A 26,322-nucleotide genomic window follows, 5' to 3' on the forward strand; every position below is an offset into this window, starting at 1 on the left:
AAATCGTTGATGGAATGTGAGCCAAGTCGCTGGCTTGCTATTTTAAAACAGGGGCGCAGCCGGGAGGGCCGCACCCCGAATGTTTATGCCAGGAACATCTTGCGCAAATAGTGAGGCACGGCGTCGTCAACGTTGGAACCAATCACTTCAAGGTCCGGCAGTTTGTCTTTCAGGCGCTGATGGGCATCACGCATGATGCAACCTTTCCCCGCCATCGACAGCATTTCCAGATCGTTCATGCCATCGCCAAAGGCAATGCACTCTTTCAGCGAATAGCCGATAATCTTGGCCACTTCTTCCAGTGCATGGCCCTTGGAAACACCACCAGCCATCACTTCCAGGCAGGTAGGGAACGAGAAACTGACGTTAACCCGGTCACCCCAGCGCGCATTGATGGACTCTTCGAGCGTCAGCAGCTTGTCGTGGTCGTCGCAGGTGAAATACACCTTGCACACGCCGTCCGTTTCTAACAGGCCCGGCTCAAACAGTTGATATTTAAAGATAGACTCGCGGAAGAACTCTTCCTGTTCCGGGCTTTCACGGTTCATAAACCAATCGTCGTTGCGATAGACGTTGGTCAGGATATCCTGGTTGTCATGCATCATACCGTAGAGATCGCGGGCGATATCTTCGTCCAGATTATGGCTGAAGATCAGTTCACCTTCCGTGTTGTGCACCCGGGCACCGTTGGAGGTGATCATAAAAGCGCTGATGCCAAGGTTATCGCGGATCTGGGAAACGTCGATATGGTGGCGGCCAGTCGCGAAAACAAAGTGCACATCGCGCTGCGTCAGCAGCTTCAACGTTTCTTTGGCATAGGGTGTCAGGGTGTGGTCGGGAGATAGCAGTGTGCCATCTAAATCGGAAGCGACGACGTGATACATAGCGATATGTTCTAACCTCTGATGGAGTGGTCGGCAGCAGCAGCGCCACCTAAGTGCTGAGCATAAAAACGCAGGATTGCGTCCAATGCCTCGGCGCGCATCGCGTCCCGTTCGAACAGGATCTCATGGCGAGCGCCTTTGATAACCCACGGTTTTCCCCCTTCGCAAGGGTGTCCCGCATCTGACAGTGCCTGACAAAAAGCCCATTGGGAACGGTTGTCGACCACCCGATCCTCACCGGCCTGCAATAATAAAATCGGTGTAACTATTTTAGCGGCTTGGGCAATGATCTGCTGCCCGGCCTGAATACTTTCCCGCACCCAGTGATAGGTTGGCCCCCCTACCTGCAACTCTGGGTAATCGGCGTAATAACGCAAGCTGCGGCGATAACGTTCACGGCTATGGGTTAATGCGTTCACCACATAGGGCAAGGGCCGCCATTGCCCGGTACCGACGGCGTAATAATCACGCAGCGCCGGGCGCTTCTCCGTCCAGTTTAGAATACGCCTGGCCATCCAACCCGGCATTGGCAGATAAATGCCAAACATCGGTGCGCACAGCGCCGCTGCAACAAATGCCTGCGGCTCCCGCGCCAGGAACTGCGCCAGAATCGCGCCCCCCATTGAGTGAGCCAGCGCCACATGTTGCCGATAGCCCAAAGGCTCGACTTCCTGATGGTAAAACTGGGCAAAATCGTCCACGTAGTCGGTAAAGTTTACCACATGACCACGGTGCTTATCCGTCAGCATGCGCCCCGAGCGGCCTTGGCCACGGTGATCAATGATCATTACGTCATAGCCGCAATGAAACAGATCGTACGCTACTTCCGGGTATTTGATATAGCTTTCGATGCGCCCAGGGCTCACCACCACCACGCGCTGATGCTGCGGCGAACTAAAGCGCACAAAACGAATGGGCACACCGCCGACACCAGTGAATTCCCCTTCCTCACGCTGACGCCAAAAATCCAGCAATGGCCCGGTGGCAAAAGCAGAAAACTGCTTTTCACGGCTTAACCATTCAGCACAAGTGAGAGTAAACGACGTCATTACCGGCCTTTTAGCGGGGAAAGTGTGATAAATATTACTATACCTTATGGAATTCAAGTTACCGCTTTACGACAGCTTGAAAGACAACGGGTGAAGAGTATTGTGGCACAATTTGGCGCACTCAGGGAGCCTTGCTATGACCTTAGACTGGTGGTTAACCTATCTGCTGACAACAATTATCCTTAGTCTCTCCCCCGGTTCCGGTGCCATCAACACCATGAGTACCGGCATCAGCCACGGCTATCGTGGGGCTGTGGCATCGATCGCCGGGCTGCAGGTAGGGTTGAGCATTCATATCGTGCTGGTGGGTATTGGCCTGGGTGCGGTCGTTTCCCAGTCTCTGCTGGCCTTTGAACTGCTGAAGTGGTTCGGTGCGGCCTATCTGGTATGGCTGGGGATCCAGCAATGGCGTGCCGCCGGGGCGCTGGATTTACACACCCTGGCCGGCACCATGCCGCGTCGCCGACTGTTTCGCCGTGCCGTGCTGGTCAATCTGACCAATCCCAAGAGTATCGTATTCCTGGCAGCCCTGTTCCCGCAATTCATCGTACCAAATCAACCACAGACCGAGCAGTATGTCGTTCTTGGTGTCACCACGGTGGTGGTCGATATACTGGTGATGATTGGCTATGCCACGCTGGCAACGCGTATCGCCGGTTGGTTGAAAACACCACGCCAAATGCAGTTGCTCAACCGCGTTTTTGGCTCGCTGTTTATTCTGGTGGCGGGATTATTGGCAACGGCAAGAAAGGCGTGATCCAGCGCCCCCTATCGGGGCGCCGTATACCGGCCTGTATTAGCGGGTAAAAATCAGGTGCAGGCCAAAACCGGTGAATAACACCCCCGCCAGGCCATCGATCCACTTCGCTATCCGTTGATAGCCACGGCGCATGGCGGGTAGCGCAAACACTATCGCTACCAGGGTAAACCAGATGAAGGTTTCCCCGGTGATCAAGGCGAATAATCCCCAACGCGCCCCAGCCCCCACATCCTCACCGACAAACAGCGAGAACACGCTACCAAAGTAAATAACCGCCTTTGGATTGGAAAGGTTGGTCAGCAAACCGCGAATGAAGCTGCGCCCCGGCTTGGGTAACACGACTTTCACCTCTTGCGATGGAGCCGTTTGCGCATTCTGGCTACGGGCAGAGCGCAGCAATTGCCAACCCATCCAGCACAGATACAGGCCACCGCCCACCATGATGATCTGATGCAACCAGGCCATCTTCTGCAAGATCAGATTCAGCCCCAGCAGAGCCACTCCGGCCCAAACCATAACGCCGAGGGAGATCCCCACGACGCCCATCATCGCCTCACGGCGCGAACGGCTAACGGCGGTTTGTGAAACAAAAAGAAATCCGGCCCTGGGCTCATCAACGCAATCAGATGCACCAGCGCTACCGTCATAAACAACATCAACATGATTGCTTGCCCTTATTCATCGTCATCGTCGAGATGATCGCGGATCATCGCCATAAATGGCGCACCAAAACGCTCTAACTTCCGTTGCCCGACGCCGTTGACGCTCAACAGATCGCTGGCCTTGATCGGCATCTGTTCGGCCATCTCGAGCAGCGTTGCGTCGTTGAACACCACGTAAGGAGGGATGTTCTCTTCATCGGCAATCGATTTACGCAGTTTACGCAATTTGGCGAACAGCTTGCGATCGTAATTGCCACCGTAGGATTTCTGGTTGGCACTGCTGCGAACCTTGAAACTCTGGATGCGTGGTACTGCCAATTGCAGCGCCACCTCACCACGCAACACCGGGCGTGCGGCTTCTGTCAGTTGCAAAGCCGAGTGCATGGCAATGTTCTGGGTGATAAACCCAAGGTGGATCAATTGGCGCAGCACGCTGGTCCAGTGTTCGGTGGTTTGATCACGGCCAATGCCGTACACCGGCAGTTTTTCATGACCAAATTCGCGAATACGCTGGTTATTGGAGCCACGCAGCACGTCTACCACATAGCCAATACCGAAGCGTTGCCCTACGCGGCCTATCGCCGACAGGGCCTTGCGCGCATCTTCCAGGCCATCGTAACGCTTGGGCGGATCGAGGCAGATATCGCAGTTGCCACAGGCTTGCTGCTTGCCTTCGCCGAAGTAGTTCAGCAACACCAGGCGGCGACAGGTCTGAGCCTGTGCAAACGCCCCCATGGCATTCAGCTTGTGGCGTTCGATTTCCAATTGCGGCCCTGCCGGTTTTTCTTCCAGGCAACGGCGCAACCAGGCCATATCCGACGGGTCATATAACAGTATTGCTTCCGCTGGCAGACCATCACGCCCGGCACGACCCGTTTCCTGATAATAGGACTCAATGTTGCGCGGAATATCAAAGTGAACCACAAAACGCACGTTGGGTTTGTTGATCCCCATCCCAAAAGCAACGGTAGCTACCACGACCTGCAAATCATCCCGCTGAAAGGCTTCCTGCACCTGGGAACGGCGCTCGTTATCCAGCCCGGCATGATAAGCCCCGACGCTCAAGCCACGGCTCTGCAAGCGTGCCGTGGTGTCTTCCACCTTGGCGCGACTGTTGCAATAAATAATGCCGCTTTTACCCCGTTGATCCTGCACAAAGCGCCACAGTTGATCGAGGGGTTTGAACTTCTCTACCAGCGTATAGCGAATATTGGGGCGGTCGAAGCTGCTAATCTGGATTAGCGGATCCTGCAACGCCAGCAGGCGGACAATATCCCCCTGGTAGCCTCATCGGCGGTGGCGGTCAGCGCGACAACCGGCATGGCCGGAAAACGGTGTTTCAACTGGCCAAGCGCGCGATATTCCGGGCGGAAATCATGGCCCCACTGGGAGATGCAGTGCGCCTCATCCACCGCCAGCAGCGCTGGCTGGCAGCTATCCAGCAAATCGAGGAAGCTGTCCATCATCAGCCGCTCTGGAGCGATATACAGCATTTTGATCTTACCGCTGCGGCAACCGGCCATCACTTCCAACTGCTGTTCCCGCGTTTGCGTCGAGTTATAGCAGGCGGCAGAAACGCCATAGGCCATCAGCTGATCGACCTGATCTTTCATCAGCGAAATCAATGGGGAGACCACCAGCGTCAGTCCATCCATCACCAGCGCCGGGATTTGATAGCAAAGCGATTTACCCCCGCCAGTCGGCATCACTACCAGGCAATCCTGGCCGCCGATGGCTGCGTTGATAATGGTTTGTTGACCCGGACGGAACTGCTGGTAGCCGAAGGTATCACGTAATACCTGCTCAGCCAGCAACTCTCGGTTTATCACAGCTGCGGTTGACACACACTTCCCCATTTTTACTCTGCAACGGTGCCTGACTGAGCACCGCGCCATACCCTACGGATTTAAAGCTGCAAGTGCAGCTTGAAAGATAACGGGTATCAAGATTACATAATATCGTTAAGCATGACACCAACACCAAGCCGTGTCTGCCTGAAGTTGTAATCAATCATCGATTCGCCGTAGCCACTGAACACCTGAGTATAGAAACGCACATGGCGGGTAATTGGGTAGCTCCAACCCAGTTCCGCACCGCCAAAACCGGTATTCCAGTTGTAGTGACCGTCGACGCTTAACACGCTTTCACCCAGGGCATAGCCCACCTTCAGGCGGTAATAACCCATGTATTTGGTGATATCCGGGTTATCGTCGTTACTGTCTTTTTCGGCAAAGCGGAACCAGGGTTTCACCTCTACCTGCCAGTCACCATTTTGCGCCATCAGGCGCGCATAACCCCGGTTCCAGCTGCGGGAGGTAGGATCTTCGCGGCCATTGGATTCATGGTTTAAACCCACTTCGATATCACGCAGTGTCCAACCGGCAAACTGATACGCCGTTGCCCAACCAACGAATATCTGCGGTTCGTAGTTGGTTTCACGAAACGGTGAAGATTCATCATGATTAGAGAACTGCCACCAGGAGCGCTGGGTGTAGGAAGCCCCCAATACCGAGTTCTCACCGGCAATACCACGCCAGATTGGGAACGCCAGACTGAGCTGGAACTTCACCTCATCCTTGCGTGCATTTTCCGCCCAGTTGTAAGAGCTGATCGCCTCTTTATTCAGATCGCTGGTGTTGGTGTAGAGCAGATAGTTGGGCTCGTAAGGGTAGAGAGTGAACGGATTATCATAATGCTGCAGCATGTTGCCGATGATGCTGCCACGAACCGCCGGTTTATTCAGATTCTTTTTTCGGTAGCCTCATCAGCCTGCACCACTATGGGTGCAAACAGCATCGACATTACCACCACTGACAGAACGCGCATGATTTGCTGACTCCAGAAGTATTAGGAAAACCGCAGAAATAAAAGCAGGCCATTTTACACACAAAGCGGGATTTACAGCACTAGGGAATACATTTATCCGGCGGGCCTGGAAAGCAACAAAAAACAAGCATAAAATCTACAATCAGTTAACCTGGACAGACCAGTTATCTCATTAACGAACTTAAGTGAAGAAAGGAACTATGTCGCACACACCAATGACCCTGGAAGCTGCCCGCCAGAAAATAGGCGAAATCTTTGTCTACCATATGCCGTTCAACCGTGAGTTGGGGCTGGAACTGCGCCGCTTTGACGACGAATACGTGGAGCTGAGCTTTACTAATCAACACAAACTGGTAGGCAACGCCGCACAGAATATCCTGCATGGCGGCGTAATCGCTTCGGTGCTGGATGTGGCTGCCGGACTGGCGTGCGCAGGCAGTGTGCTCATGCGCCAGGATCCGTTGATCGAAGAAGAACTGGCAACCCGTCTTGCGCGTATGGGCACTATCGATCTGCGCGTCGACTATCTGCGCCCTGGCCGTGGCGAACACTTTATCGCTGCCGCCAGCGTACTGCGTAGTGGTAATAAAGTCGCCGTAGCCCGCGTGGAATTGCATAACCACGACGGTCTGCATATTGCCAGTGCAACCGCCACTTATCTGGTGGGGTAAGCACCTATACCCGGTGGATTTCACGTTGGCCGCTCAAGCGCATCTCGGCGCCCAGCGATCTCATTGCCTGGAGTAAGGGGTAGACAGCGCAGGTAACAACGTTGCAGCTTGAAAGACGGCGGGTAGACAGGTTGTGCCCGGTAAACCGCACATTTGTGGGACACAGCCTGTTATCTTGAGTAAAATCACGGCATCTCCTTTCCTACCCGGTAACCGTCATGGACGCGCAACAGACGCGGCAGGGCATTTTCTTTGCCCTGGCCGCTTATTTTATTTGGGGTATTGCCCCCGCCTATTTCAAATTGATCCAGCAGGTGCCTGCCGATGAGATCCTCACCCATCGGGTGATCTGGTCGTTCTTCTTTATGCTGGTACTGGTGTCATTAGGTAATAACTGGCCTCAAGTGCGGGCCGCGTGCAAGAACCGCAAGCGGTTACTGCTGCTGGCCGTTACCGCGCTGCTGGTAGGGGGCAACTGGCTGCTGTTTATCTGGGCGGTGAATAACCATCATATGCTGGAAGCCAGCCTGGGGTATTTCATCAACCCGCTGGTGAATGTCTTGCTAGGGGTATTATTCCTGGGTGAGCGTTTCCGCCGTATGCAGTGGGTCGCCGTGATACTGGCGTTGACCGGGGTGCTGGTGCAATTGTGGCAGTTTGGTTCACTGCCGATCATCGCGCTGGGGTTAGCTTTCAGCTTTGCCTTCTATGGCCTGCTGCGCAAGAAGATCGCCATAGATGCACAAACCGGCATGCTGATCGAGACCCTGTGGCTGCTGCCGGTGGCCGCTATTTATCTGTTCCTGATTGCCGACAGCCCAACCAGCCATCTGAGCGCCAACGCCTGGTCATTGAATCTGTTACTGGTTGCCGCCGGGGTAGTCACCACCGTCCCGCTGCTGTTTTTTACCGCTGCGGCAAACCGCCTGCGCCTTTCAACACTGGGGTTTTTCCAATACATTGGCCCAACGTTGATGTTCCTGCTGGCGGTCACCTTCTACGGTGAAACCATCGGCCAGGATAAGCTGATCACCTTTGGCTTTATCTGGGCGGCATTGGTGCTGTTCACTCTTGATGCCCTGTACAACCAACGTAAGCTACGTTGATTGTGCCGGCATGGCATGGTTGGAAATAAAGCGAGCCATTGCCGGGCCAGTCAGCAAAATCGTGAATAAACGCAGCGTTTGCATCGCCATCACGAAAGTCATGTCGACCCGGCTGCCAGCGGCGATGATTGCTACGGTATCCAGCCCTCCAGGGCTGGTTGCCAGATAGGCCGTCAGCAAATCGACCGGCAGGAACTGGGTTAACATCCACGCCAATCCCCCACAAAACAGCATCAGCGCCACAATAGACACCACCATCTGTGGCAAAGTGCGCAGTGCCAGCAAGAATATCGGCCGGGTAAAACGCAGCCCGACACTCCAGCCAATCAGGGTATAAGCCAGCGCCAGCAGCCACTCTGGTATCTGCAGCATCATAGTGCCGGTGGAGTGTAATACCGCCCCCAGGATCATCGGCAACATCAGTGCGCCTGAAGGAATACGCAGGCGCGGCCCTAACCAGGCCCCAACCACCGCAATACCCAGGGTCCCGAAGAAACGCCAATCCAGCGCAGGGAACCACTCAAGCGTAGCGCTGCCGTGCCCGGCCTCATCCCCCAGCCCAATACGCGCCACCATTGCCGCCGCAGTAGCCACGAACAGCACGCGCAGATACTGCATAAACGCCACCAGGCGTACATCCGCACCAAAATCACCCGCCATCGCCACCATCGCGGACGCTCCGCCAGGGGAGGAACCCCAGGCGCCTGTGGGGCCAGGCAACCCGCTGAAACGCACCAGACACCAGCCAGAAACGCCGCTCGCCAATAGCGTGGCGACCAATACCAACAGCACCAATGGCCAGTCATCAAGCAACGGGGTAAGGATATCGGGGGAAAGACTTTGGGCAATCATGCAGCCCAATACCGCTTGCGAAGCGATAAAATACGGGGCAGGGATCCGTACCGAAGCCCCGAGCAGGCCCATTGCTACGCCGACGATCATCGGCCCCAATAGCAGCGCGGCGGGAATATGGCAGGCCTGCAGGCCAAACCCCAGCACCAGCGAAGCCAGCAGCAGGATCAGCCATTGAATGACTCGGGGGAAATTCTCCATCAAAACGCATGCCTTACGAACGGATAAGCGGGGGCTTTATTCTACTCTGATTTAACCGGCAAAAGAGGAGTCGTTGATAGAAAAATGGGGTGGTTATACCGACTACCACCCGCCGTAGGCAGCGTCGTATTTAAAGCCAGTTTTTGCGTTTGAAATAAAGGTAAGGCGCCAGCCCGGCCACAATCATCAGGCCGATAGCGCCCGGATAGCCGAACGACCAGCGCAGTTCAGGCATAAACTCGAAGTTCATCCCGTAGCTCGAAGCCACCAGCGTTGGCGGCAGGAAAACGACCGAAACCACGGAGAAGATCTTGATGATACGGTTCTGCTCAATGTTGATAAACCCCATCGCCGCCTGCATCAGGAAGTTGACCTTCTGGAACAGGGATTCGTTGTGCGGCAGCAGGGATTCGATATCGCGCAGCACTTCACGCGCCTGCTCCAACTGGCTGGTTGGCAAACGCGCCTTGCGCACCAGGAAATTCAGTGCGCGTTGGGTATCCATCAGACACAGGCGTACCTTCCAGCCAACGTCCTCCAGCTCTGCCAACGTGGATAGAGCTTCGTCATATTCATCGCCCTGATGGCCTTCCATAATCACCCGGCTGAGTTTCTCCAGGTCACTGTAGATGTTCTCTATCTCGTCTGCCAACTGCTCAATCTTGGTTTCAAACAGATCCAGCAGCAGCTCGTAAGCGTTGCCATCCACCATTTTCAGGTTGCGCGCACGCATCCGGTAAAGGCGGAAAGCGGGCAATTCGCGTTCACGCAAGGTATACAGGCGGCCATCACGAATGGTGAATGCCACGGTAGAGTTGCCCGCATGGTCTTCGGCATCTTCAAAATAGAAGAAGGAGTGGATATGCAGGCCGTCATCGTCTTCGAAGAAGCGGGCTGAGGCCTCGATGTCATCCAGTTCCGGGCGTGTTGCCAGGCTCTGGCCCAGCTCGTTTTGCACGCGCTCGCGTTCGCCTTCTTCCGGCTCAACCAGGTCAACCCACAGCGACGAGGTCAAATCATCTGAGTCATCCAACTCCAGACGGGATAAGCGGCTGTTATCTAATTTAAAAGCGCTTAGCATGTGCCAAAACTCCCTAATGGTGACGGGGTAGACAACGCGTTGAAGCACAGAAATCGAGGGGGAATGTAAACACCTGCTCGTTCCAGACCATGAAGAGATCTGACTCAGAGCGACACTTGAGAGGGTCGCCGACAACCACGAAGGGTATCAGCGCAATGGGATAGCCTTAGAAGTTGTACCTGTTAACCAGGTCTGTGAGCCAGTATCTACTGGGTGTGTCCAAGGCGTAGGTCCTCATTGATAATAGTGGGCGCATGTTACGCCGAGAAGAAAAAGCCTGTCAACACGTTAGGCAGGATAATTGCACAACAATTCATCACGGTGACTGCTGATTTATAACATTGCCGCAACCAGGGTGACAGGATGCAGAAAAACACGCCGCGATCTCTGAACCGTCAGCAGAAAATTGCTAAGATTAACGCACAAAAATATTGCGGATTGACGACATGAAACAGATTACCGCCCACGACTTAACCAGCATGAGCGAACAAGCCGCCACAGTTCCCCGCTTACGTTCCCACCGTACACTGCATGAAGAACTCAGCGATCCGGTACAGCGCCTGGCAATTGCCATGGAACCGGGAACTTATATTCGCCCACACCGCCACCCGCAAACCTGGGAACTGCTCACCCCGCTACGTGGCCGTTTCGTGGTGTTACAGTTCGACGACCAGGGGGTAGTCATACAGCGCACCCTGCTGGGCGAAGAAACCAAAGTACTGGAGATGCCTGCGTCCACCTGGCATGCCGTACTGTCTGTCGATCCGGGCGGCGTGGTATTTGAAGTGAAGCAAGGGCCGTATCAGGCACTCGCGGAAGAGGACTGTATGCCATGGGCTCCACCGGAAGGTGGCCAAGGCATAGAAGCGGTAATGCGCTGGTACGCCACCGCCAAAGTGGGCGATCGCTTTTCAGTGAAGTAACGCCGAACACCCCTGCGATAAATGTTCTGCAAGGCCACACTGGGTGGTGAGAGAGGTCTTATGATTGGGCATGCGGTGAGATTAAAAAAATCCATGAGCCGGAAAAGGATTGTTCCGGCATTCCTGTCGCGTTAACGGACGACACCATCCAGGAAAGAAAAAACAACATCCTTAGCCTGATGAAACAGCGTGGGCTTGATCAACTGGTGATTTATTGTGATGTAGAACACGGTGGCAATTTCGCTTATCTGGTCGGTTTTTTTACCCGCTTTGAAGAATCATTGCTGGTCATCAATGCCGATGGCCAGATGACCTTGGTGCTGGGGAATGAGAATCTCAATAAGGTCGCCAAAGCGCGCATTGCCGCTAAAGCCGTGCATCTTTCTCAATTTTCTTTACCTAATCAGCCAAACAGAAGCGATAAGTCGATTAAGGAATTGCTGGTTGAGGCCGGGATACGAAGCAATACCCGGACCGGTCTGGTAGGCTGGAAGATGTTTACCGATGGGCCGGAGATCGAGAAAAAATCTATGACCTCCCCTCATTTATCGTCGACGCCATTCGCAGCATTGTGGGTGACGAAGCCTGCCTGTCTAATGAGACAGACTTATTTATCGGCGAAAACGGGGTCAGAACGGTCAATAATGCGAACGAAATTGCCCATTATGAATATGGTGCCGCATTAGCCTCAGACTGCATGCTGGATGCCATGAACAAGCTCGCCCCTGGTGTTACAGAGCAGCAGCTAGGAGATTGCCTGGTGCGTGCTGGCCAGCACACGAATATCGTCACCATTGCCACCAGTGGCCCGCGCTTTATCAAGGGCAATCTGTTCCCCACCGACAATACCGTAAAATACGGCGATACGATTTCGCTGACCGTCGGGTATCGCGGCGGGGCCTCCAGCCGAGCAGGTTATGTCGTCTCCGCTGATAACTTATCCACCGAGACGACCCAGTATCTGAGTGAGGTTGCCGGGCCCTATTTCTCCGCCTACGTGCATTGGCTTGAAGTCATTACCGTGGGTATGCGCGGCGGTGAGCTGTTTGATCAGGTGGAAGCGGTTTTGCCACGCGCAAAATACCGCTGGTCGCTATGCCCTGGGCATTTGGTAGCGGAAGAGGAGTGGATGTCCTCCCCGGTTTATGAAGGCTCACAGCAGCAACTGTTGAGCGGTATGATCCTGCAAATTGATATTATTCCCGCAGTGCCCGGTTTTGGCGGTGTCTCTGCCGAGAGCACCGTACTGCTGGCCGATGAGACGTTAAAGCGGGCTATCCAAACGCAGTATCCACCGTTATGGCAACGGATGCAGCAACGCAGGCAATACCTGATCGAAACCTTAGGGATTAAGCTTTCGCCGGATATCTTACCTATGTGCAGCACCGTGGCCTATTTACGCCCCTATTTGCTGGACAAGGATCGTGCTTTTGTCTGCGGCTGATTTGTGGTTGCAACACCTTTGATTCGCCAGTTGGGTGCCTAAACGGCACCTGCCTGGTTCAGACCGTTTCCAGCTTGGCATAGGCGGCTACCAGCCACTTGATGCCTTCCCCCTGAAACGCAATCTGCAAACGACTGTGTTCACCACTGCCTTCCAGATTGACGATCGTCCCTTCGCCAAATTTTGCATGGCGTACGCGCTGCCCCAGCTTGTAACCCGTGTCATTTTCACTGATCGGCGTTCCCATCCGGCGGTGGCTCACCGAGCGAGATACGCTGGCCCGCAGGCGCACCTCCTCCACACACTCCTCCGGGATCTCCCCGATAAAGCGCGATGGGCGATGATAAACTTCTTTGCCATACAGCCGCCGGGTCTCAGCATAGGTCAGTGTCAGTTTCTGCATGGCACGGGTCAGGCCAACGTAGGCCAGACGGCGCTCCTCTTCCAGGCGGCCACCTTCGTCCAGTGACATCTGGCTTGGGAACATGCCCTCTTCCATACCCACGATAAATACCTGACGAAACTCCAGTCCCTTGGCCGAGTGCAGGGTCATCAGCTGTACGGCGTCCTGGTAGGCATCGGCCTGCCCCTCTCCCGCCTCCAGCGCGGCGTGTGACAGGAAAGCCTGCAACGGCATCAGATCCTGATCTTCATCCTGATAGCTGTATTGGCGGGTTGCCGTGACCAGTTCCTCAAGGTTTTCGATACGCGCCTGGCCCTTTTCGCCTTTCTCCTGCTCATACATGATAAACAGCCCGGAATCGCGGATCACCCGGTCGGTTTGCACGTGCAGCGGCATTTCCGCAGTTTCATGCGCCAGCGAATCGACCAGCTCGAGAAAACGTTGCAATGAAGACGCCGCACGGCCAGCCAGCACCTTATCCTGCAGCAGCGCGCGCGTGGCCTGCCACATCGTCAACTGGCGATCTCGCGCCGTTTGCCGCACCACGTCCAACGTACGATCGCCAATCCCACGCGTTGGGGTATTCACCACACGTTCAAAGGCGGCATCGTCGTTACGGTTGGCGATCAGGCGCAGATAGGCCAGCGCGTCCTTGATCTCCTGGCGCTCGAAGAAGCGCATGCCGCCATAGATACGATAAGGCATGGCGGTTTGCAGCAAAGCCTCCTCCAGCACGCGCGATTGGGCGTTGCTGCGGTACAGGATTGCGCAATCGTTCAGCGCGCCACCATTATCCTGCCAGGCCTTGATACGGTTAACCACAAAGCGCGCTTCATCCAATTCGTTGAATGCACAGTAAATCGAGATCGGCTCGCCTTCGGCCCCTTCGGTCCACAGGTTTTTACCCATACGCCCATCGTTGTTGGAGATCAGCGTGTTGGCGGCCTTCAGGATGTTGCTGGTGGAGCGGTAGTTCTGTTCCAGGCGCACGGTTTCTGCACCCGGGAAATCTTTCAGGAAACGCTGGATGTTTTCAACTTGAGCGCCGCGCCAACCGTAGATGGACTGATCGTCATCCCCCACGATCATCACGTTGGCCTTATCACCCGCCAGCAGATGGATCCAGGCATACTGGATGCGGTTGGTGTCCTGGAATTCGTCTACCAGGATATTGGTGAAGCGCTCGCGGTAATGATTGAGGATGTGCGGCTTGTTCAGCCACAGTTCATGAGCGCGCAGCAGCAGCTCGGCAAAGTCCACCAACCCTGCCCGATCGCAGGCTTCCTGATAAGCCTGGTAGATCCGCAGCCAGGTGGCTTCCACCGGGTTACCGTAACTTTCGATATGCTGTGGGCGCAGACCATCGTCTTTTTTACCGTTGATGTACCACATCGCCTGACGCGGCGGCCATTGCTTTTCATCAATGTTCAGCGCCCGTACGATGCGTTTTAACAGGCGTAGTTGGTCTTCGCTGTCGAGGATCTGGAAATCCTGCGGCAGGTTGGCATCCATATGGTGCGCACGCAGCAGACGGTGTGCCAGGCCGTGGAAGGTGCCGATCCACATCCCCCTGGCTGGTGCCAATCAGGTGTTCAATACGGTGGCGCATTTCCGCCGCCGCTTTGTTGGTAAAGGTTACCGCCATAATGGAATACGGCGAGCAGTTTTCTACTGCCAAAAGCCAGGCAATGCGATGCACCAGCACCCGGGTTTTTCCGCTGCCTGCACCGGCCAGCACCAACAGGTTGCTGCGTGGCGCAGCCACGGCTTCGCGTTGTTTATCATTCATGCTGTCGAGCAGATCGGAAACGTCCATAAGCACCATTAATTGGTAAAGGGAAAACCCATGTTGCGCGCGCTTTCCACTGGGGATTTATACAGATTTCTGGTGGGATTATAACAATGCTGTCAGCGATGCCAACTGCGAAATCTCAATATGCGGCAACAGGCGACTATCAGCGACCTGCATCAGGTTACGTTGGCGGTCGTTGATCCAGCAGGTTTGCAGACCGGAACGCAGCGCACCGGCAACGTCGGTGGTCAGATCATCACCGACGTGCAAAATACGCCCAGGGGCTATCCCTAACCGGTCTGCGGCCAGCTGATACATATCTTGATACGGCTTGGCACGGCCATCTGGTCCGGAGCGTAATACGAACTGGAAATACCCCTCCAGGCCGCACTGGGCAGGATCGGCGTTACCGTTAGTGATTGCCACCAGCGGATAGCGCTGCCCCAATGCCTGCAAGGTCGCATGAGTCGCTGGCGGGATATCAATACGGCTGCGCCACAGGGCAAAGTTCTGCATGGCCGCATCCGCACCGCTGGAGGCCTCTGCATCACGCAATCCCTGGCGGCTCAGCGCCAGATGGATCGCCCGCCAGCGCCACTGGGTAACATCATGGTAAATTTCAGGGTCCTGCTCACGCAGCTCCTGGCGCAGGCGATGAAAATCTGCCGACTGGAAATGACTTAACCCTGGATGATAATTCTGTAAAAAGGCTACCGACTGCTGTTCAGTCTGTCTGATCACCGGGCGATTGTCATACAGCGTATCGTCTAGATCGAAAGTGAGCGCTGCCAACGGACGCAGCGGGCGGTAAAAATGCATCAGGATTTCCCCGTTTGGCACGTGGATGTGCCGCATCATACACGTTAGCCAGATGTTGAAAGTCGAGGTGGGTATAAATTTGCGTAGTAGTAAGATTGGCGTGGCCCAGTAACTCTTGTACCGCTCGCAGATCGCCACTCGATTCCAGCATATGGGTGGCGAAGGAGTGACGCAGTTTATGCGGATGGATATGGCTGTTGACGCCCTGTTTCACCCCCACTCGGCAAAACGTTTCTGTACGTTGCGGGCCGAGATGCGTTTGCCCTGATTGGAGAGGAACATCGCATCATCCTGTGGCCCGAACAGGTCGCGCAACGCCAGCCAATGCTCCAGCCAGGTTACCGCCGTGCGGCCAATCGGCAGTTTTCGCTCTTTACTGCCTTTCCCTGTCACCCAGACTTCGCCTGCAGCCAGATCGACATGGCGGCAATCCAGCCCCACCATTTCGGCAAGACGCAGCCCGGCGCCGTACATCACCTCAAGCATGGCGCGATCGCGCACTGCCAGCGGATCATTGAGATCGATATCCAGCAGTTGGTTCATTTCATCGACGTCGATGTTTTTTGGCAAATGGCGGCCACTGCGCGGCGTACGGATCCCTTTGGCAGGGTTAGCGCTCAATACACCCTGGCCGACCAGCCAATCCAGAAAGCTGCGCAGCGCCGAGAGGCGTAGCGCCAAGCTGGAAGACTGCAACCCGGCACGTTTGCTGCGGGCCGCCAGCTGACGCACCCTTGCCGCATCCAGCATCGGCCATTCACTCACGCCCAGCTCGCCCGCCATCGCAATCAACGCCTGCAACTGGCGCGAATAGCTGATCTGGGTCAGTGGGCTAAGCTGGCGCTCAACCTTGAGATAACGCAGGAAAGCGTCCACCGGCTGTTGCAGGCTGGCCGCTGAGGAAGTCATGCGCGTTCTATCCAGCGTTCCAGCAAAGCTGGCAGCATTAACGCCAGTTGGCCGAGCATCACGGTGCCCATTCCTGGCTGGTAATGTTGTGTATCGCGACTGCTGAAGATCACCATGCCAAGATCGCCCTGCTCCCCGAGCAATGACAGCGCCACGGAGCCAACCTGTTTAGCCTGCGGTAGTAGCAGCAACAGTTCAGGGCCATTGAGGCTGCCAAGATAATGGTTCTGGCCGCCCAAGCGCTGAATACGCAACGGTTCAAACGTTGAACGCGTCAGGCCAAGATGGGTGAAATCCGACGGTGCGCCGATATTCCAACGATCGGCAAACAGGCGGATATTCGCCCCTGCCAGACCAAATCCACGCGCCCACCGTTGCAAGCGGTTCAACATATCCTGCAGGCTGCTGGCAGTGGCCAGATCGGCCTGCAGATTGAGCAAGCGGGCAAACAGGGTTTCATTGGCGCTGGCCTGTTCCATTAACAGGGTGATCTCTTCTTCCAGCCGGGTGATGTGGTTACGCTGACGCGCCAGATGCCACTCCACCAGCGAAACCGTGCCGCGCACCGGGTGAGGCACCCGCATCTGTTCAACCAGCCGGGCATTGCGGATAAAGAAATCCGGATTCTGCAGCAAATAGTGCATCACCGTATCATCATCAAGCTCTATGCCGGTTATTGCCTGATCTTCAACGCTCTTCATAGATGAATAAATCCGTCATAAACATGGGTCGCCGGGCCGGTCATAAACAGCGGATTCCCTGGCCCTTTCCAGCGGATATGCAGGCTGCCCCCAGGCAGTTCTACATGAACTTCTTCAGACAGCAATTCCTGTTGGATCCCCACAGCTACGGCGGCACAGGCACCGCTGCCGCAGGCTTGAGTCTCTCCAGCACCGCGCTCATAAACTCGCAGTTTGATATGCTCGCGGCTGACCACCTGCATAAAGCCGATATTGGCCCGCTCCGGGAAGCGTTCATGCCCTTCCAGCTCCGGGCCCAGCAGTTCTACCTTGGCAGTCAGCACATCATCTACCGATAAAACACAGTGCGGATTGCCCATGGAAACCACACCGCACAGTACGGTGTGTTCCGCTGCACGCATGATGTAGGTTTTTTCCGCTTTGGTGGCGCGGAATGGCACGATCTGCGGGTCAAAGTTCGGTTCGCCCATATTAACGCAAACCAGATCGTCGTCAGTGACGCTCAGAACCATGCGCCCAGTCTGGGTGCTGACGCGGATATCGCGCTTGTTGGTCAACCCTTTCAGCCGCACAAAACGGGCGAAGCAGCGGGCGCCATTGCCACATTGCGCCACCTCGCTGCCATCGGCATTGAAAATGCGGTAATGGAAGTCGAGTTCAGGATCGTAAGGGGGTTCTACCACCAGCATCTGGTCAAAACCGACGCCCAAATGCCGATCGGCCAGACGGCGGATCAGCTCTGGGGAAAAGTAGACATTCTGTGTGACGGCATCGACCACCATAAAGTCGTTACCCAAGCCGTGCATTTTGGAGAACTGCATATCATACTCCGCTATCTGGACGCGCTATCCGTCTGGCATCCACGGTGACCTCGGCCACCCTGGATTTATCGTTACTGGCTGCTCATCGACGGGTGTTGCTGAGTACCAGCGGGTTCTTGTTGGTTTTTGCTGACACTATCATCATTGGTCATCGGTTTCGTTGCCGGTTTATCGCTCGGCGGGAAATACAGCGGGCCTTTCAGGCCACAGCCAGAGAGCCCGGCCAGCATAACGGCCATCAGCGCATAGCGTAGTTGTTTTTTCATTTGCATTAATATGCCTGTAATTCATGCGTCCAAGCTCACTGTACCCAAAATAATTGGAATTGCAGCAAGGCGACAAGTGCGTGAGTCCCCAGGAGTTTACATTGGTAAATGACCGGGGTAAGCGCACGCAGCCAACACAGCTGCGGCTTCAAGTATGAAGGGTATATAATCGCAGGTGGATCATGAAAAGCAATAGGAATCGATTATGAACGATAGCGAGTTTCATCAATTGGCCGACCAATTGATGCTTAATATTGAAGAGACATTGGACGATTTTGACGGTGACGCGGATATCGATTACGAAACCAATGGCGGCGTAATGACGCTCAGCTTCGAAAACGGCACCAAGATAGTGATTAACCGCCAGGAGCCGCTACACCAGATATGGTTGGCGACCAAAACCGGCGGATACCACTTTGACTATCGTGACAGTGCCTGGTTTTGCGATCGCAGCGGGCAAGAGTTTTACGCATTGCTTACCGAAGCGGCCAGCACACAGGCAGGTGCCGTGGTCAGTTTTAGCTGAAGTCTGGCGGGGCGCAAACTTCGCGCCCTTACGCGATCAGTGCAGTTGAAATTGTTGCTTCAGGGGCTGATTGGTATTGCTGCCAGAGACGGTAACACACAGATTCGACAGCGCATTGCTGCGAAATGGGATCACCTGGGTGCGGCCATCAAGCTGCACAATCTGATAGAACTGCGGCAGGTTGAAGTTGATAAAGCTGGAGCCGTAGGTAAAGCGATCGTGCGATGATGAATAGAAGCGGCTGACGTCGCGCACCAGTTCTTCTTTGCTGCCCTCGCAGTGATGGTAAACCTCAACCCGGTTCGACTCATCCAGAATATAGATGTTGAAGCCTTTTTCATCCGTGGTGTCTTCAAAGAAGAACTGGATAATCCCCTCACTGGCAAAACCATCAACAACCGGCGGCAGATGTACCTGATCGGTTTCGACCTTGATCGACAGACCATGCAATTTGTTGTGAGAGATGGCCCCATAAAATTCCACCGCGTTTTCCAGCTTTTGCACCGATACGCTCAGGCGTTCAAAGAACAGGCCCCAGGTTTGCCCGGCGACGCGTACCGCTTTGAACCGCCCAGGCTCAAGGCGAGTGCTGGAAAGGCGCAGTTCTATACATTCGGAAACCAGTTGCTGAATACGGGTGCGGATCAGGCCACGCAGATGCTGGCTGTAGCAGAACACTTCCACCGACTCTGGCGGTGCCGCATCCTGATGCATCTTGCCAAGAATGGTTTTCAATGCCTCAAGAACCGATTGCTCACCACTAAAATGCAGGGTTCGCACTTCGTTCCACGAGTTGCGGTACAGCAAATCTATGCTGCCAACCAGGCATTGCTGTTGCTGGCCAAAGCTGAACACGTCCAGCTTACGGAAATCGAAATGCACGACCTGATTACGGAAAGCTGCCGTTGGATCGTTTTCCAGGTTGACGATAATCGCCAGGTGGCGGATTTCACAAGGGCTATAGAGGGCTTTAGGCGTCGGTGCCGCCAGACGCAGCGGGAAGTGGTGCGACACATCCGTCACCAGTTCCTGCAGCTTGGCAATGTCGCAAATATTGCCACTCTTGATATGCAAACGGGTTCGTGGCGTTAACAGACCATTAAAATAGGCCCAGGCCACCAGCTTGTTCAGATAACGGTTATATTCCAACGGCTGATGGCTGACGATCGAGCTCATCTCAGGTGCCTGATTATACAGATACCAGCCAGTGCGGTTGGCACGGCCACTCGGGACATGAATAAATGTCAGGTCGTTTTCCGACAGGTCCGGCGAAATCTGCGGATTCACCAGCGTGACTTTGCCGGGTAGCGCTTCGAAAGCGGCATACAGTTTACGGGTCAATACCCCAATATCCTGCGGGCTGGCACTGACGCTGAGATTGTTGCGACGGGCAAAGCGGATCAGATCGCGATAGCTTTGCATCATCGCATCCAACAGTTCGTTATGCGCTTCGCGCACCCGCTCGATTTTCCAGTTCGCCCGGTTATCCAGGATCGCCAACCGCTCCTCGCTCCAGCCCCATTCGCTGACCAGTTGGCTGAGGATCTCACGCCGCCAACCGATGCTGGCGTTGTTGGACAGCGACAGCTTCTCGCAAACTTTGAGGTAGAAACAGCGGCGGACAAGATCGAGGCGGGTGGTATCGTTGATTTCGGTCAGATAATGGGTGACACGTTCAAGCATCATGCAATAGGCATCAAGGCCAAAGCAGACAATCTCCCCCTGGTGCAGACGATGTTTGATACCCATCGCCAACAGTTGGGTATTGGGGTATTCCCACGAATAAGCTTCGAGCAGCAGCGTTTTCAGCACCGCCTTGTAGGGCGAATCAATACTTTTATACAGTTGCCACAAGCTGGCACCGAAGTACTCTTCGGCAGACAGCGTGCTCAACCCGCCCAGATCCAACCACTCGTTCGGGGTTAAAGCGCCCTGTGAATACAGCGAAAGCACATATTCATCGTAATGCGCTTCTTCTTCGCCCGGCACCATGTTCCACAGGATACGCTTCCCTGCCAGGCGAACAGCCGTGCGGTAGAATTCGTCCAGTAAGAGAATATGTTGGGTTGAACCACAGTTTTCACCGCTCAGGCTACCGCTTTCATTGTGGCGGAAGCGGTTTTCGTCGATCAGGAAGAAGCTGACCTCTACCCCCATCGACGCGGCCCATTTCTCCAACAGGCTGCACTTCTGCTGCAGGCAGTTACGTTCTTCGTTATCAAGCCAGGATTGGTGGCACACCCAGATATCCAGATCTGAGGTGCAGCTCTGGCCGATCGAGGAGGTGCTGCCCATGGAGTAAAGCCCGGTGATCGGCAACTCTCCAGAGGCCATTTTTTCAAACGGGCTACCCCATTTATCTTCTAAATCATTGAGATAATCTTGTTGTACTTCATCAGGCGTGTAGATACAGATGCCATGGGGAACGTTACCGTTCAGGTAGCCCGGCATCAGAGGATGATGGTGGTGCAATAAGGTAGGCAGCAGATTGTAGACCCGTTGGAACGCGGGTTTCATGGCCGCCAGGGCACGATCGACACGTAATTGGTTGATCGCATCCAGTCTTTGTTTCAGTGTCTCGATGTAGAGGTACAAGACGTCTCGCCTGATTATCCCGATGCTTGAAAAAAACCCGTATTCCGTAAGCGTCTTTAGTTTAGAAGAATATTTGACGACTTATTGCTGGAAACGTGATCAATCTAACACCTTGCTGATTGACCGTAAAGGAGGTAAAGCGACACACTTATCATAGCGCTTCTATAAACGATTGACCCGCAGCGTTAGCCGCAGCCAAAACTCCTCCGTCACCCATTGATTCCGTTGTCCTTTCCTCGCCTATGGCTTCTTGCACTGACAGTTTTCGTACTCAGTGGTAGGATGGACGGCGAACTATAAAAACGGTAACAAGTATGTCAGACAAAATTGTTCGAATTGCCACTCGCCAGAGCCCACTTGCCCTTTGGCAAGCCCATTATGTTCAGCAACGCCTGCTTGAGAGCCATCCTGGCCTGCAGGTCGAACTGGTGCCGATGGTCACGCGCGGCGATATTATTCTGGATACACCGCTGGCCAAGGTCGGTGGTAAGGGTCTGTTCGTGAAAGAACTTGAGCTGGCCCTGTTGGAGGGTCGGGCGGATATCGCCGTGCACTCAATGAAAGACGTACCTGTTGATTTCCCAGAAGGTCTCGGGCTGGTAACCATTTGCGAGCGCGAAGACCCACGTGACGCTTTCGTGTCGAATACCTTTGCCTCGCTCGATCAACTGCCTCTGGGCAGTGTGGTCGGCACCTCAAGCCTGCGCCGCCAATGCCAGTTGCGCCAACGCCGCCCTGATTTAATCGTGCGTGACCTGCGAGGTAACGTCGGCACCCGTTTGGCCAAGCTGGATAACGGCGACTACGACGCCATTATTCTGGCCGTTGCCGGGTTGAAACGCCTTGGGCTGGAACAGCGCATCCGTTGCCCGATGAGCGCAGAAGAATCCTTGCCTGCGGTTGGCCAGGGCGCGGTGGGTATCGAATGCCGCCTTGATGACGACATTACGCGTGCCTTGCTGGCTCCCCTCAACCACCGCGAGACGGAAATCCGTGTACGTGCTGAGCGGGCCATGAATACCCGGCTGGAAGGTGGATGCCAGGTTCCCATCGGCAGTTACGCCGAACTGCTGGGTGATGAGCTGTGGTTACGCGCACTGGTTGGCGCTCCAGACGGAAGCCAGATGGTACGCGGCGAGCGCCGTGGCCCAGCAAACATGGCAGAGCAGATGGGTGTCGAGCTGGCGGAAGAGCTGCTGGCAGCCGGGGCTCGTGAGATCCTGCGCGAGGTTTATCAGGGAAATCCCCCGCATGACCATTCTGGTAACCCGCCCCTCTCCTGCCGGGGAGCAACTGGTGAGCCGCCTGCGCGCACTTGGCCGGGTTGCCTATCATGCGCCGTTGATCGATTTTGCCCCCGGTGCCGATCTTGCCAAACTGCCTCAGGCACTGGCCCAACTGAACGAGGGTGACCTGGTATTTGCCCTGTCACAGCACGCCGTCAGCTATGCCAACTCCGTGATCAACCGAGCCGGGCTTCATTGGCCCGCTCACTTATCCTATTATGCAATAGGCCGTACCACCGCGCTGGCGATGCATCGCATCAGCAGCCTGCCGGTAGAATACCCGCGTGAACGTGAAATCAGCGAGAACCTGTTGCTGATGCCCGCATTGCAGCGGCTTACCGGTAAGCAGGTGCTGATCATGCGTGGTAACGGTGGCCGTGAACTGCTCGGGGATAGCCTGGCTGAGCGTGGCGCTGCGGTGAGCTATTATGAATGCTACCGGCGCAGCCAGGTTCACTATGATGGCAGCGAGCAAAGCGCCCATTGGCAACGTGCTGGCATCGATACGCTGGTAGTGACCAGCGGTGAAATGTTACAACAGCTCTATACTTTAGTTCCTGATTACTATCGTTCTTCCTGGCTGTTACGTTGCCGGTTGATAGTTGTCAGTGAACGCCTGGCTACCCTAGCCCAGGAATTGGGCTGGAATTCGATTCGGGTAGCTGACAACGCAGATAATGACGCGCTGATACGCGCGCTACAATAACCTGACTATGGGATGTGCCACTATGACGGAACAAAACACTCCATCCGCCCCGGTTGAAGAGCCAACCACCGCGGTAGAGAGCCCCCAGCAGCCAGACGCTGACAACCGCAAAGGTAAAAATACTGGCCCGGTATTAGGTGCGATTGCAATCGTGCTGGTCATCGCACTGGGTGCTGGCGGCTATTACCACACGCACAAGCAGGCACAGACGCTGATTGCCGCTAACCAGGCTTTGCAACAACAGTTGGCTGAGCTGAGACAAAGCCAGCAGCAGGAAAAAACTGCGCTGGAAGGTTTGCTGCAACAGCAGAGCAAAACGCTGGACGCTGCCGATCGTGAGCAAAGCACGCTGGCCCGCCAGTTAAATGAGTTGCAGGAAAAGGTTGCGACTCTCTCCGGCAGCGATGCCAAAACCTGGTTACTGGCACAGGCTGATTTCCTGGTGAAAATGGCTGGCCGCAAACTGTGGAGCGATCAGGATGTCACTACCGCCGCCGCACTGCTGAAAAGCGCCGATGCCAGTCTGGCAGAAATGAACGATCCGAGTCTGATCGATATCCGCCGCGCTATTACCGAAGATGTCAGTTCGCTCTCGGCCGTAGCCCAGGTTGATTTTGACGGCATCATTCTGAAGGTTGACCAACTGGCCAATCAGGTTGATAACCTGCGCCTGGCGGATAACAACCAAGACGAAAGGCCAATGGATCAAGACGATGGCGAGCTGTCCAGTTCCCTGAGCGAATGGCGCCAAAATCTGACCAAAAGCTGGCACAACTTTATGGCGGACTTCATCACTATCCGCCGCCGTGATACCAGTGCTGAACCCTTGCTGGCGCCGAATCAGGATATCTACCTGCGTGAAAATATCCGCTCCCGCCTGTTGATCGCTGCGCAAGCCATCCCTCGCCATCAAAACGAGGTGTATAAACAGTCTCTGGAAACGGTATCTACCTGGGTACGTGCCTATTTTGATACCACAGATCCGGCCACCAAGGCATTCCTGGAAGAACTCGATAACCTGAGCCAGCAATCCATCTCAATGGATGTCCCGGATCAACTGAAAAGCCAGCCAATGCTGGAAAAACTGATGCAGAGCCGGGTTCGTAACCTGCTGACCCAGGCGCCTGCCACCCACCAGGAGGGATAAGCCATGTTACGCGTGTTATTCCTGTTTCTGGTGCTGATCGCCTGCGTGGTGGTGGGGCCAATGTTGGCTGGTCATCAGGGCTATGTGCTGATCCAGACCGACAATTACAATGTTGAAACCAGCGTCACCGGTCTGGTGATTATGGTTGTGCTGATATTTCTGGTGCTGTTTGTCATCGAATGGATCCTGCGCCGTATCTTCCGCACCGGCGCCCGTACACGCGGCTGGTTCCTTGGCCGTAAACGCAGCCGTGCGCGCAAACAAACCAAAGCCGCGCTGATCAAGCTGGCAGAAGGTGATTACAAGCAGGTCGAAAAGCTGCTGACACGCAATGCCGATCATGCTGAGCAACCGGTGGTGAACTATCTGCTGGCGGCAGAAGCTGCACAACAGCGTGGGGATGATTTCCGCACTAATCAGTATCTGGAACGCGCAGCTGAGGCCGCCGATACCGATCAGTTGCCGGTGGATATTACCCGCGTGCGTATTCAGTTGGCACAAGGTGAAACCCATGCTGCACGGCATGGCGTTGACCGTTTGCTCAATCAGGCACCGCGTCATCCTGAAGTGCTGCGGCTGGCGGAGCAGGCTTACCTGCGTACCGGCGCATACGCTTCACTGCTGGAAATCCTACCTTCAATGAGCAAGATTGACCTGCACAGCGAAGATGAGATCCAGGCGTTGCAACAACAGGCTTATATCGGCCTGATGAATCAGGCAATGGCTGATGAAGGTAGTGAAGGGTTAAAACGCTGGTGGAAAGATCAAAACCGTAAAACGCGCCATGAGATCCCGCTGCAAGTGGCGATGGTAGAGCACCTGATTGAATGTAACGATCACCAGTTGGCACAAGATATCGTTATGGGCGGTCTGAAACGTCAGTACGATGAACGTTTGGTATTGCTGATCCCGCGCCTCAAATCCGGCAATCCGGAACAGTTAGAGAAAATCCTGCGCCAGCAGATCAAGCAACACGGTGCGACACCGTTACTGAATAGCACGCTGGGTCAGTTGCTGATGAAACACGGCGAGTGGCAGCAGGCAAGTGATGCGTTCCGTGAGGCGCTGAAACAACGCCCGGATGCTTATGACTATGCCTGGCTGGCGGACGCATTGGATAAGCTCCACTGTGCCGAGGAAGCCGCACAGATGCGGCGTGAAGGGCTAATGTTAACGCTGAAGCAAAACGGCGAATAACCCCGACGCCCGTTGGTTTGCCCAAGCCCAGCCTAAGTTGCTGGGCTTTTTTTGCCTGCGTTTCCTACAGGCAAAAAAACACTTGCCGCGAGGCAAGTGTATAAAGAAGCAATCAGGTCTAGGACAACTGGGGTGGTGCCTCACTCAACGTTATGCCCGGAGTGTGATGAAGCCGTTGCAAGCAACCCTTTCATCGTTCTGGTGGGCAATAGGCACCCTAAAATCGGCTCTGCATCATTCCTGGGTTTATGAGGCCTAAGGCGAACATAAGAAGTGGAATGAGCATCTACAGTAGAGATATTGCACTTAGCGTGCCAATTCCTGGCAATCAAAGGCTAAAAAGAAAAAATAACGCATCATATTGAATTTTAATAACTTATTTATTATCGCACTGTTCCCTACAACTCAGGCCATCCGTTTAGCGTTTTTTGACCCCGCGCCAATTTTGTCGCCTTAAAACGACGGGATAGCATGAATGGTTTTTTATTGATTAAAATCAAAATGTTAAATGTCTCAAACTGACGACATGAAGCTCTTCCGTAAATGATAAAAGGAGACAGATAAAAATTTCGTTACGGGATGGGCGGACAGCGTGATGAGCCATCCACATCACAGGGTGATTTAGCTTTGATTGCAGGAGAGCTAAAGTCAAAACGCTGGTTTAATATTTTTGTGAGATTCATCACAAAAATGAT

At 54.7% G+C, this 26,322-nt stretch carries 20 protein-coding genes and 6 pseudogenes; 11 read left to right on the forward strand and 15 right to left on the reverse strand.

The window, feature by feature from the left end; all coding sequences use genetic code 11:
• Positions 1–83: 83 nt before the first annotated feature.
• Positions 84–884, reverse strand: a complete 801-nt coding sequence (gene yigL / locus ACQ86O_RS03920; RefSeq protein ID WP_431224205.1) for a sugar/pyridoxal phosphate phosphatase YigL — start codon at positions 882–884, stop codon at positions 84–86.
• A gap of 11 nt (positions 885–895) precedes the next feature.
• Positions 896–1,933 (reverse strand): lysophospholipase L2, encoded by a 1,038-nt coding sequence (pldB, locus tag ACQ86O_RS03925; RefSeq protein WP_431224206.1) that lies wholly within the window; start codon positions 1,931–1,933, stop codon positions 896–898.
• Positions 1,934–2,069: 136 nt separating this feature from the next.
• Between pldB and rhtB the strand changes: the two genes are divergently transcribed.
• Positions 2,070–2,690 carry a homoserine/homoserine lactone efflux protein gene (gene rhtB / locus ACQ86O_RS03930; RefSeq protein WP_431224207.1) on the forward strand — a complete coding sequence of 207 codons (621 nt, stop codon included), beginning with the start codon at positions 2,070–2,072 and terminating at the stop codon, positions 2,688–2,690.
• A gap of 39 nt (positions 2,691–2,729) precedes the next feature.
• Here rhtB and rhtC read toward each other — a convergent pair.
• The 3 pseudogenes from rhtC to pldA form a co-directional block, all read right to left on the reverse strand.
• Positions 2,730–3,355 (reverse strand): annotated as a pseudogene (rhtC, locus tag ACQ86O_RS03935) (threonine export protein RhtC).
• A gap of 12 nt (positions 3,356–3,367) precedes the next feature.
• A pseudogene (gene recQ / locus ACQ86O_RS03940) lies at positions 3,368–5,199 on the reverse strand (ATP-dependent DNA helicase RecQ).
• Positions 5,200–5,303: 104 nt separating this feature from the next.
• Positions 5,304–6,181: pseudogene (pldA, locus tag ACQ86O_RS03945) on the reverse strand (phospholipase A).
• A 200-nt stretch (positions 6,182–6,381) separates the two neighbouring features.
• Between pldA and ACQ86O_RS03950 the strand changes: the two are divergent.
• Positions 6,382–6,852, forward strand: a complete 471-nt coding sequence (locus tag ACQ86O_RS03950; RefSeq protein ID WP_431224208.1) for a thioesterase family protein — start codon at positions 6,382–6,384, stop codon at positions 6,850–6,852.
• A 218-nt stretch (positions 6,853–7,070) separates the two neighbouring features.
• Positions 7,071–7,958, forward strand: coding sequence for an EamA family transporter RarD (rarD, locus tag ACQ86O_RS03955; protein WP_431224209.1), 888 nt, complete (start codon positions 7,071–7,073; stop codon positions 7,956–7,958).
• On the opposite strand, the gene ACQ86O_RS03960 is transcribed toward rarD, so the two are convergent.
• From ACQ86O_RS03960 to ysgD, 3 genes are all read right to left on the reverse strand, one after another.
• Positions 7,950–9,011, reverse strand: a complete 1,062-nt coding sequence (locus tag ACQ86O_RS03960; RefSeq protein ID WP_431225641.1) for an AbrB family transcriptional regulator — start codon at positions 9,009–9,011, stop codon at positions 7,950–7,952. The genes rarD and ACQ86O_RS03960 overlap by 9 nt on opposite strands.
• Positions 9,012–9,141: 130 nt before the next feature.
• Positions 9,142–10,092 carry a magnesium/cobalt transporter CorA gene (gene corA / locus ACQ86O_RS03965; RefSeq protein WP_431224210.1) on the reverse strand — a complete coding sequence of 317 codons (951 nt, stop codon included), beginning with the start codon at positions 10,090–10,092 and terminating at the stop codon, positions 9,142–9,144.
• Between the two features lie 166 nt (positions 10,093–10,258).
• Positions 10,259–10,348: a YsgD/CorL family protein gene (ysgD, locus tag ACQ86O_RS03970; protein WP_431224211.1), complete on the reverse strand. Its 90-nt coding sequence runs from the start codon at positions 10,346–10,348 to the stop codon at positions 10,259–10,261.
• A 190-nt stretch (positions 10,349–10,538) separates the two neighbouring features.
• Between ysgD and ACQ86O_RS03975 the strand changes: the two genes are divergently transcribed.
• The 3 genes from ACQ86O_RS03975 to ACQ86O_RS03985 all read left to right on the forward strand — a co-directional run bounded on the left by ACQ86O_RS03975 (position 10,539) and on the right by ACQ86O_RS03985 (position 12,459).
• Positions 10,539–11,015, forward strand: a complete 477-nt coding sequence (locus ACQ86O_RS03975) for a WbuC family cupin fold metalloprotein (RefSeq protein WP_431224212.1) — start codon at positions 10,539–10,541, stop codon at positions 11,013–11,015.
• Between the two features lie 179 nt (positions 11,016–11,194).
• A complete protein-coding gene (locus tag ACQ86O_RS03980) occupies positions 11,195–11,701 on the forward strand; it encodes a hypothetical protein (protein WP_431224213.1) in 507 nt (168 codons plus the stop codon).
• A 23-nt stretch (positions 11,702–11,724) separates the two neighbouring features.
• A complete protein-coding gene (locus ACQ86O_RS03985; protein WP_431224214.1) occupies positions 11,725–12,459 on the forward strand; it encodes a hypothetical protein in 735 nt (244 codons plus the stop codon).
• A gap of 58 nt (positions 12,460–12,517) precedes the next feature.
• On the opposite strand, the pseudogene uvrD reads toward ACQ86O_RS03985, so the two are convergent.
• The 6 genes and pseudogenes from uvrD to lptM all read right to left on the reverse strand — a co-directional run bounded on the left by uvrD (position 12,518) and on the right by lptM (position 18,170).
• Positions 12,518–14,678: pseudogene (gene uvrD, locus ACQ86O_RS03990) on the reverse strand (DNA helicase II).
• A 78-nt stretch (positions 14,679–14,756) separates the two neighbouring features.
• Entirely contained in the window at positions 14,757–15,473 is a 717-nt protein-coding gene (gene yigB, locus ACQ86O_RS03995) for a 5-amino-6-(5-phospho-D-ribitylamino)uracil phosphatase YigB (protein WP_431224215.1), read from the reverse strand.
• 7 nt (positions 15,474–15,480) lie between these two features.
• Positions 15,481–16,382 (reverse strand): annotated as a pseudogene (gene xerC, locus ACQ86O_RS04000) (tyrosine recombinase XerC); the annotation flags it as partial.
• Positions 16,379–17,083, reverse strand: a complete 705-nt coding sequence (locus ACQ86O_RS04005; RefSeq protein WP_431224216.1) for a DUF484 domain-containing protein — start codon at positions 17,081–17,083, stop codon at positions 16,379–16,381. The pseudogene xerC and the gene ACQ86O_RS04005, both read right to left, overlap by 4 nt.
• The gene (dapF, locus tag ACQ86O_RS04010; RefSeq protein WP_431224217.1) at positions 17,080–17,904 is read right to left on the reverse strand and encodes a diaminopimelate epimerase; all 825 of its coding nucleotides are present in this window, start codon (positions 17,902–17,904) and stop codon (positions 17,080–17,082) included. The genes ACQ86O_RS04005 and dapF overlap by 4 nt, the downstream gene beginning before the upstream one ends.
• Before the next feature lie 71 nt (positions 17,905–17,975).
• Positions 17,976–18,170: an LPS translocon maturation chaperone LptM gene (gene lptM / locus ACQ86O_RS04015; RefSeq protein ID WP_431225642.1), complete on the reverse strand. Its 195-nt coding sequence runs from the start codon at positions 18,168–18,170 to the stop codon at positions 17,976–17,978.
• A gap of 205 nt (positions 18,171–18,375) precedes the next feature.
• On the opposite strand from lptM, the gene cyaY reads away from it, so the two are divergent.
• The gene (gene cyaY / locus ACQ86O_RS04020; protein ID WP_431224218.1) at positions 18,376–18,696 is read left to right on the forward strand and encodes an iron donor protein CyaY; all 321 of its coding nucleotides are present in this window, start codon (positions 18,376–18,378) and stop codon (positions 18,694–18,696) included.
• Between the two features lie 36 nt (positions 18,697–18,732).
• On the opposite strand, the gene ACQ86O_RS04025 is transcribed toward cyaY, so the two are convergent.
• Positions 18,733–21,291, reverse strand: a complete 2,559-nt coding sequence (locus ACQ86O_RS04025; protein ID WP_431224219.1) for a class I adenylate cyclase — start codon at positions 21,289–21,291, stop codon at positions 18,733–18,735.
• A gap of 314 nt (positions 21,292–21,605) precedes the next feature.
• Here ACQ86O_RS04025 and hemC point away from each other — a divergent pair.
• The 4 genes and pseudogenes from hemC to hemY form a co-directional block, all read left to right on the forward strand.
• Positions 21,606–22,538 (forward strand): annotated as a pseudogene (hemC, locus tag ACQ86O_RS04030) (hydroxymethylbilane synthase); the annotation flags it as partial.
• A gap of 4 nt (positions 22,539–22,542) precedes the next feature.
• Positions 22,543–23,283, forward strand: a complete 741-nt coding sequence (gene hemD / locus ACQ86O_RS04035; RefSeq protein ID WP_431224220.1) for a uroporphyrinogen-III synthase — start codon at positions 22,543–22,545, stop codon at positions 23,281–23,283.
• Positions 23,284–23,305: 22 nt separating this feature from the next.
• On the forward strand, positions 23,306–24,430 hold the full coding sequence (gene hemX, locus ACQ86O_RS04040) for a uroporphyrinogen-III C-methyltransferase (RefSeq protein ID WP_431224221.1): 1,125 nt from the start codon (positions 23,306–23,308) through the stop codon (positions 24,428–24,430).
• 3 nt (positions 24,431–24,433) lie between these two features.
• Positions 24,434–25,627, forward strand: coding sequence for a protoheme IX biogenesis protein HemY (gene hemY / locus ACQ86O_RS04045; RefSeq protein ID WP_431224222.1), 1,194 nt, complete (start codon positions 24,434–24,436; stop codon positions 25,625–25,627).
• Positions 25,628–26,322 lie beyond the last annotated feature (695 nt).

Origin of the sequence: Serratia sp. L9, assembly GCF_050632285.1 — a bacterium.
Classification (GTDB): domain Bacteria; phylum Pseudomonadota; class Gammaproteobacteria; order Enterobacterales; family Enterobacteriaceae; genus Chania.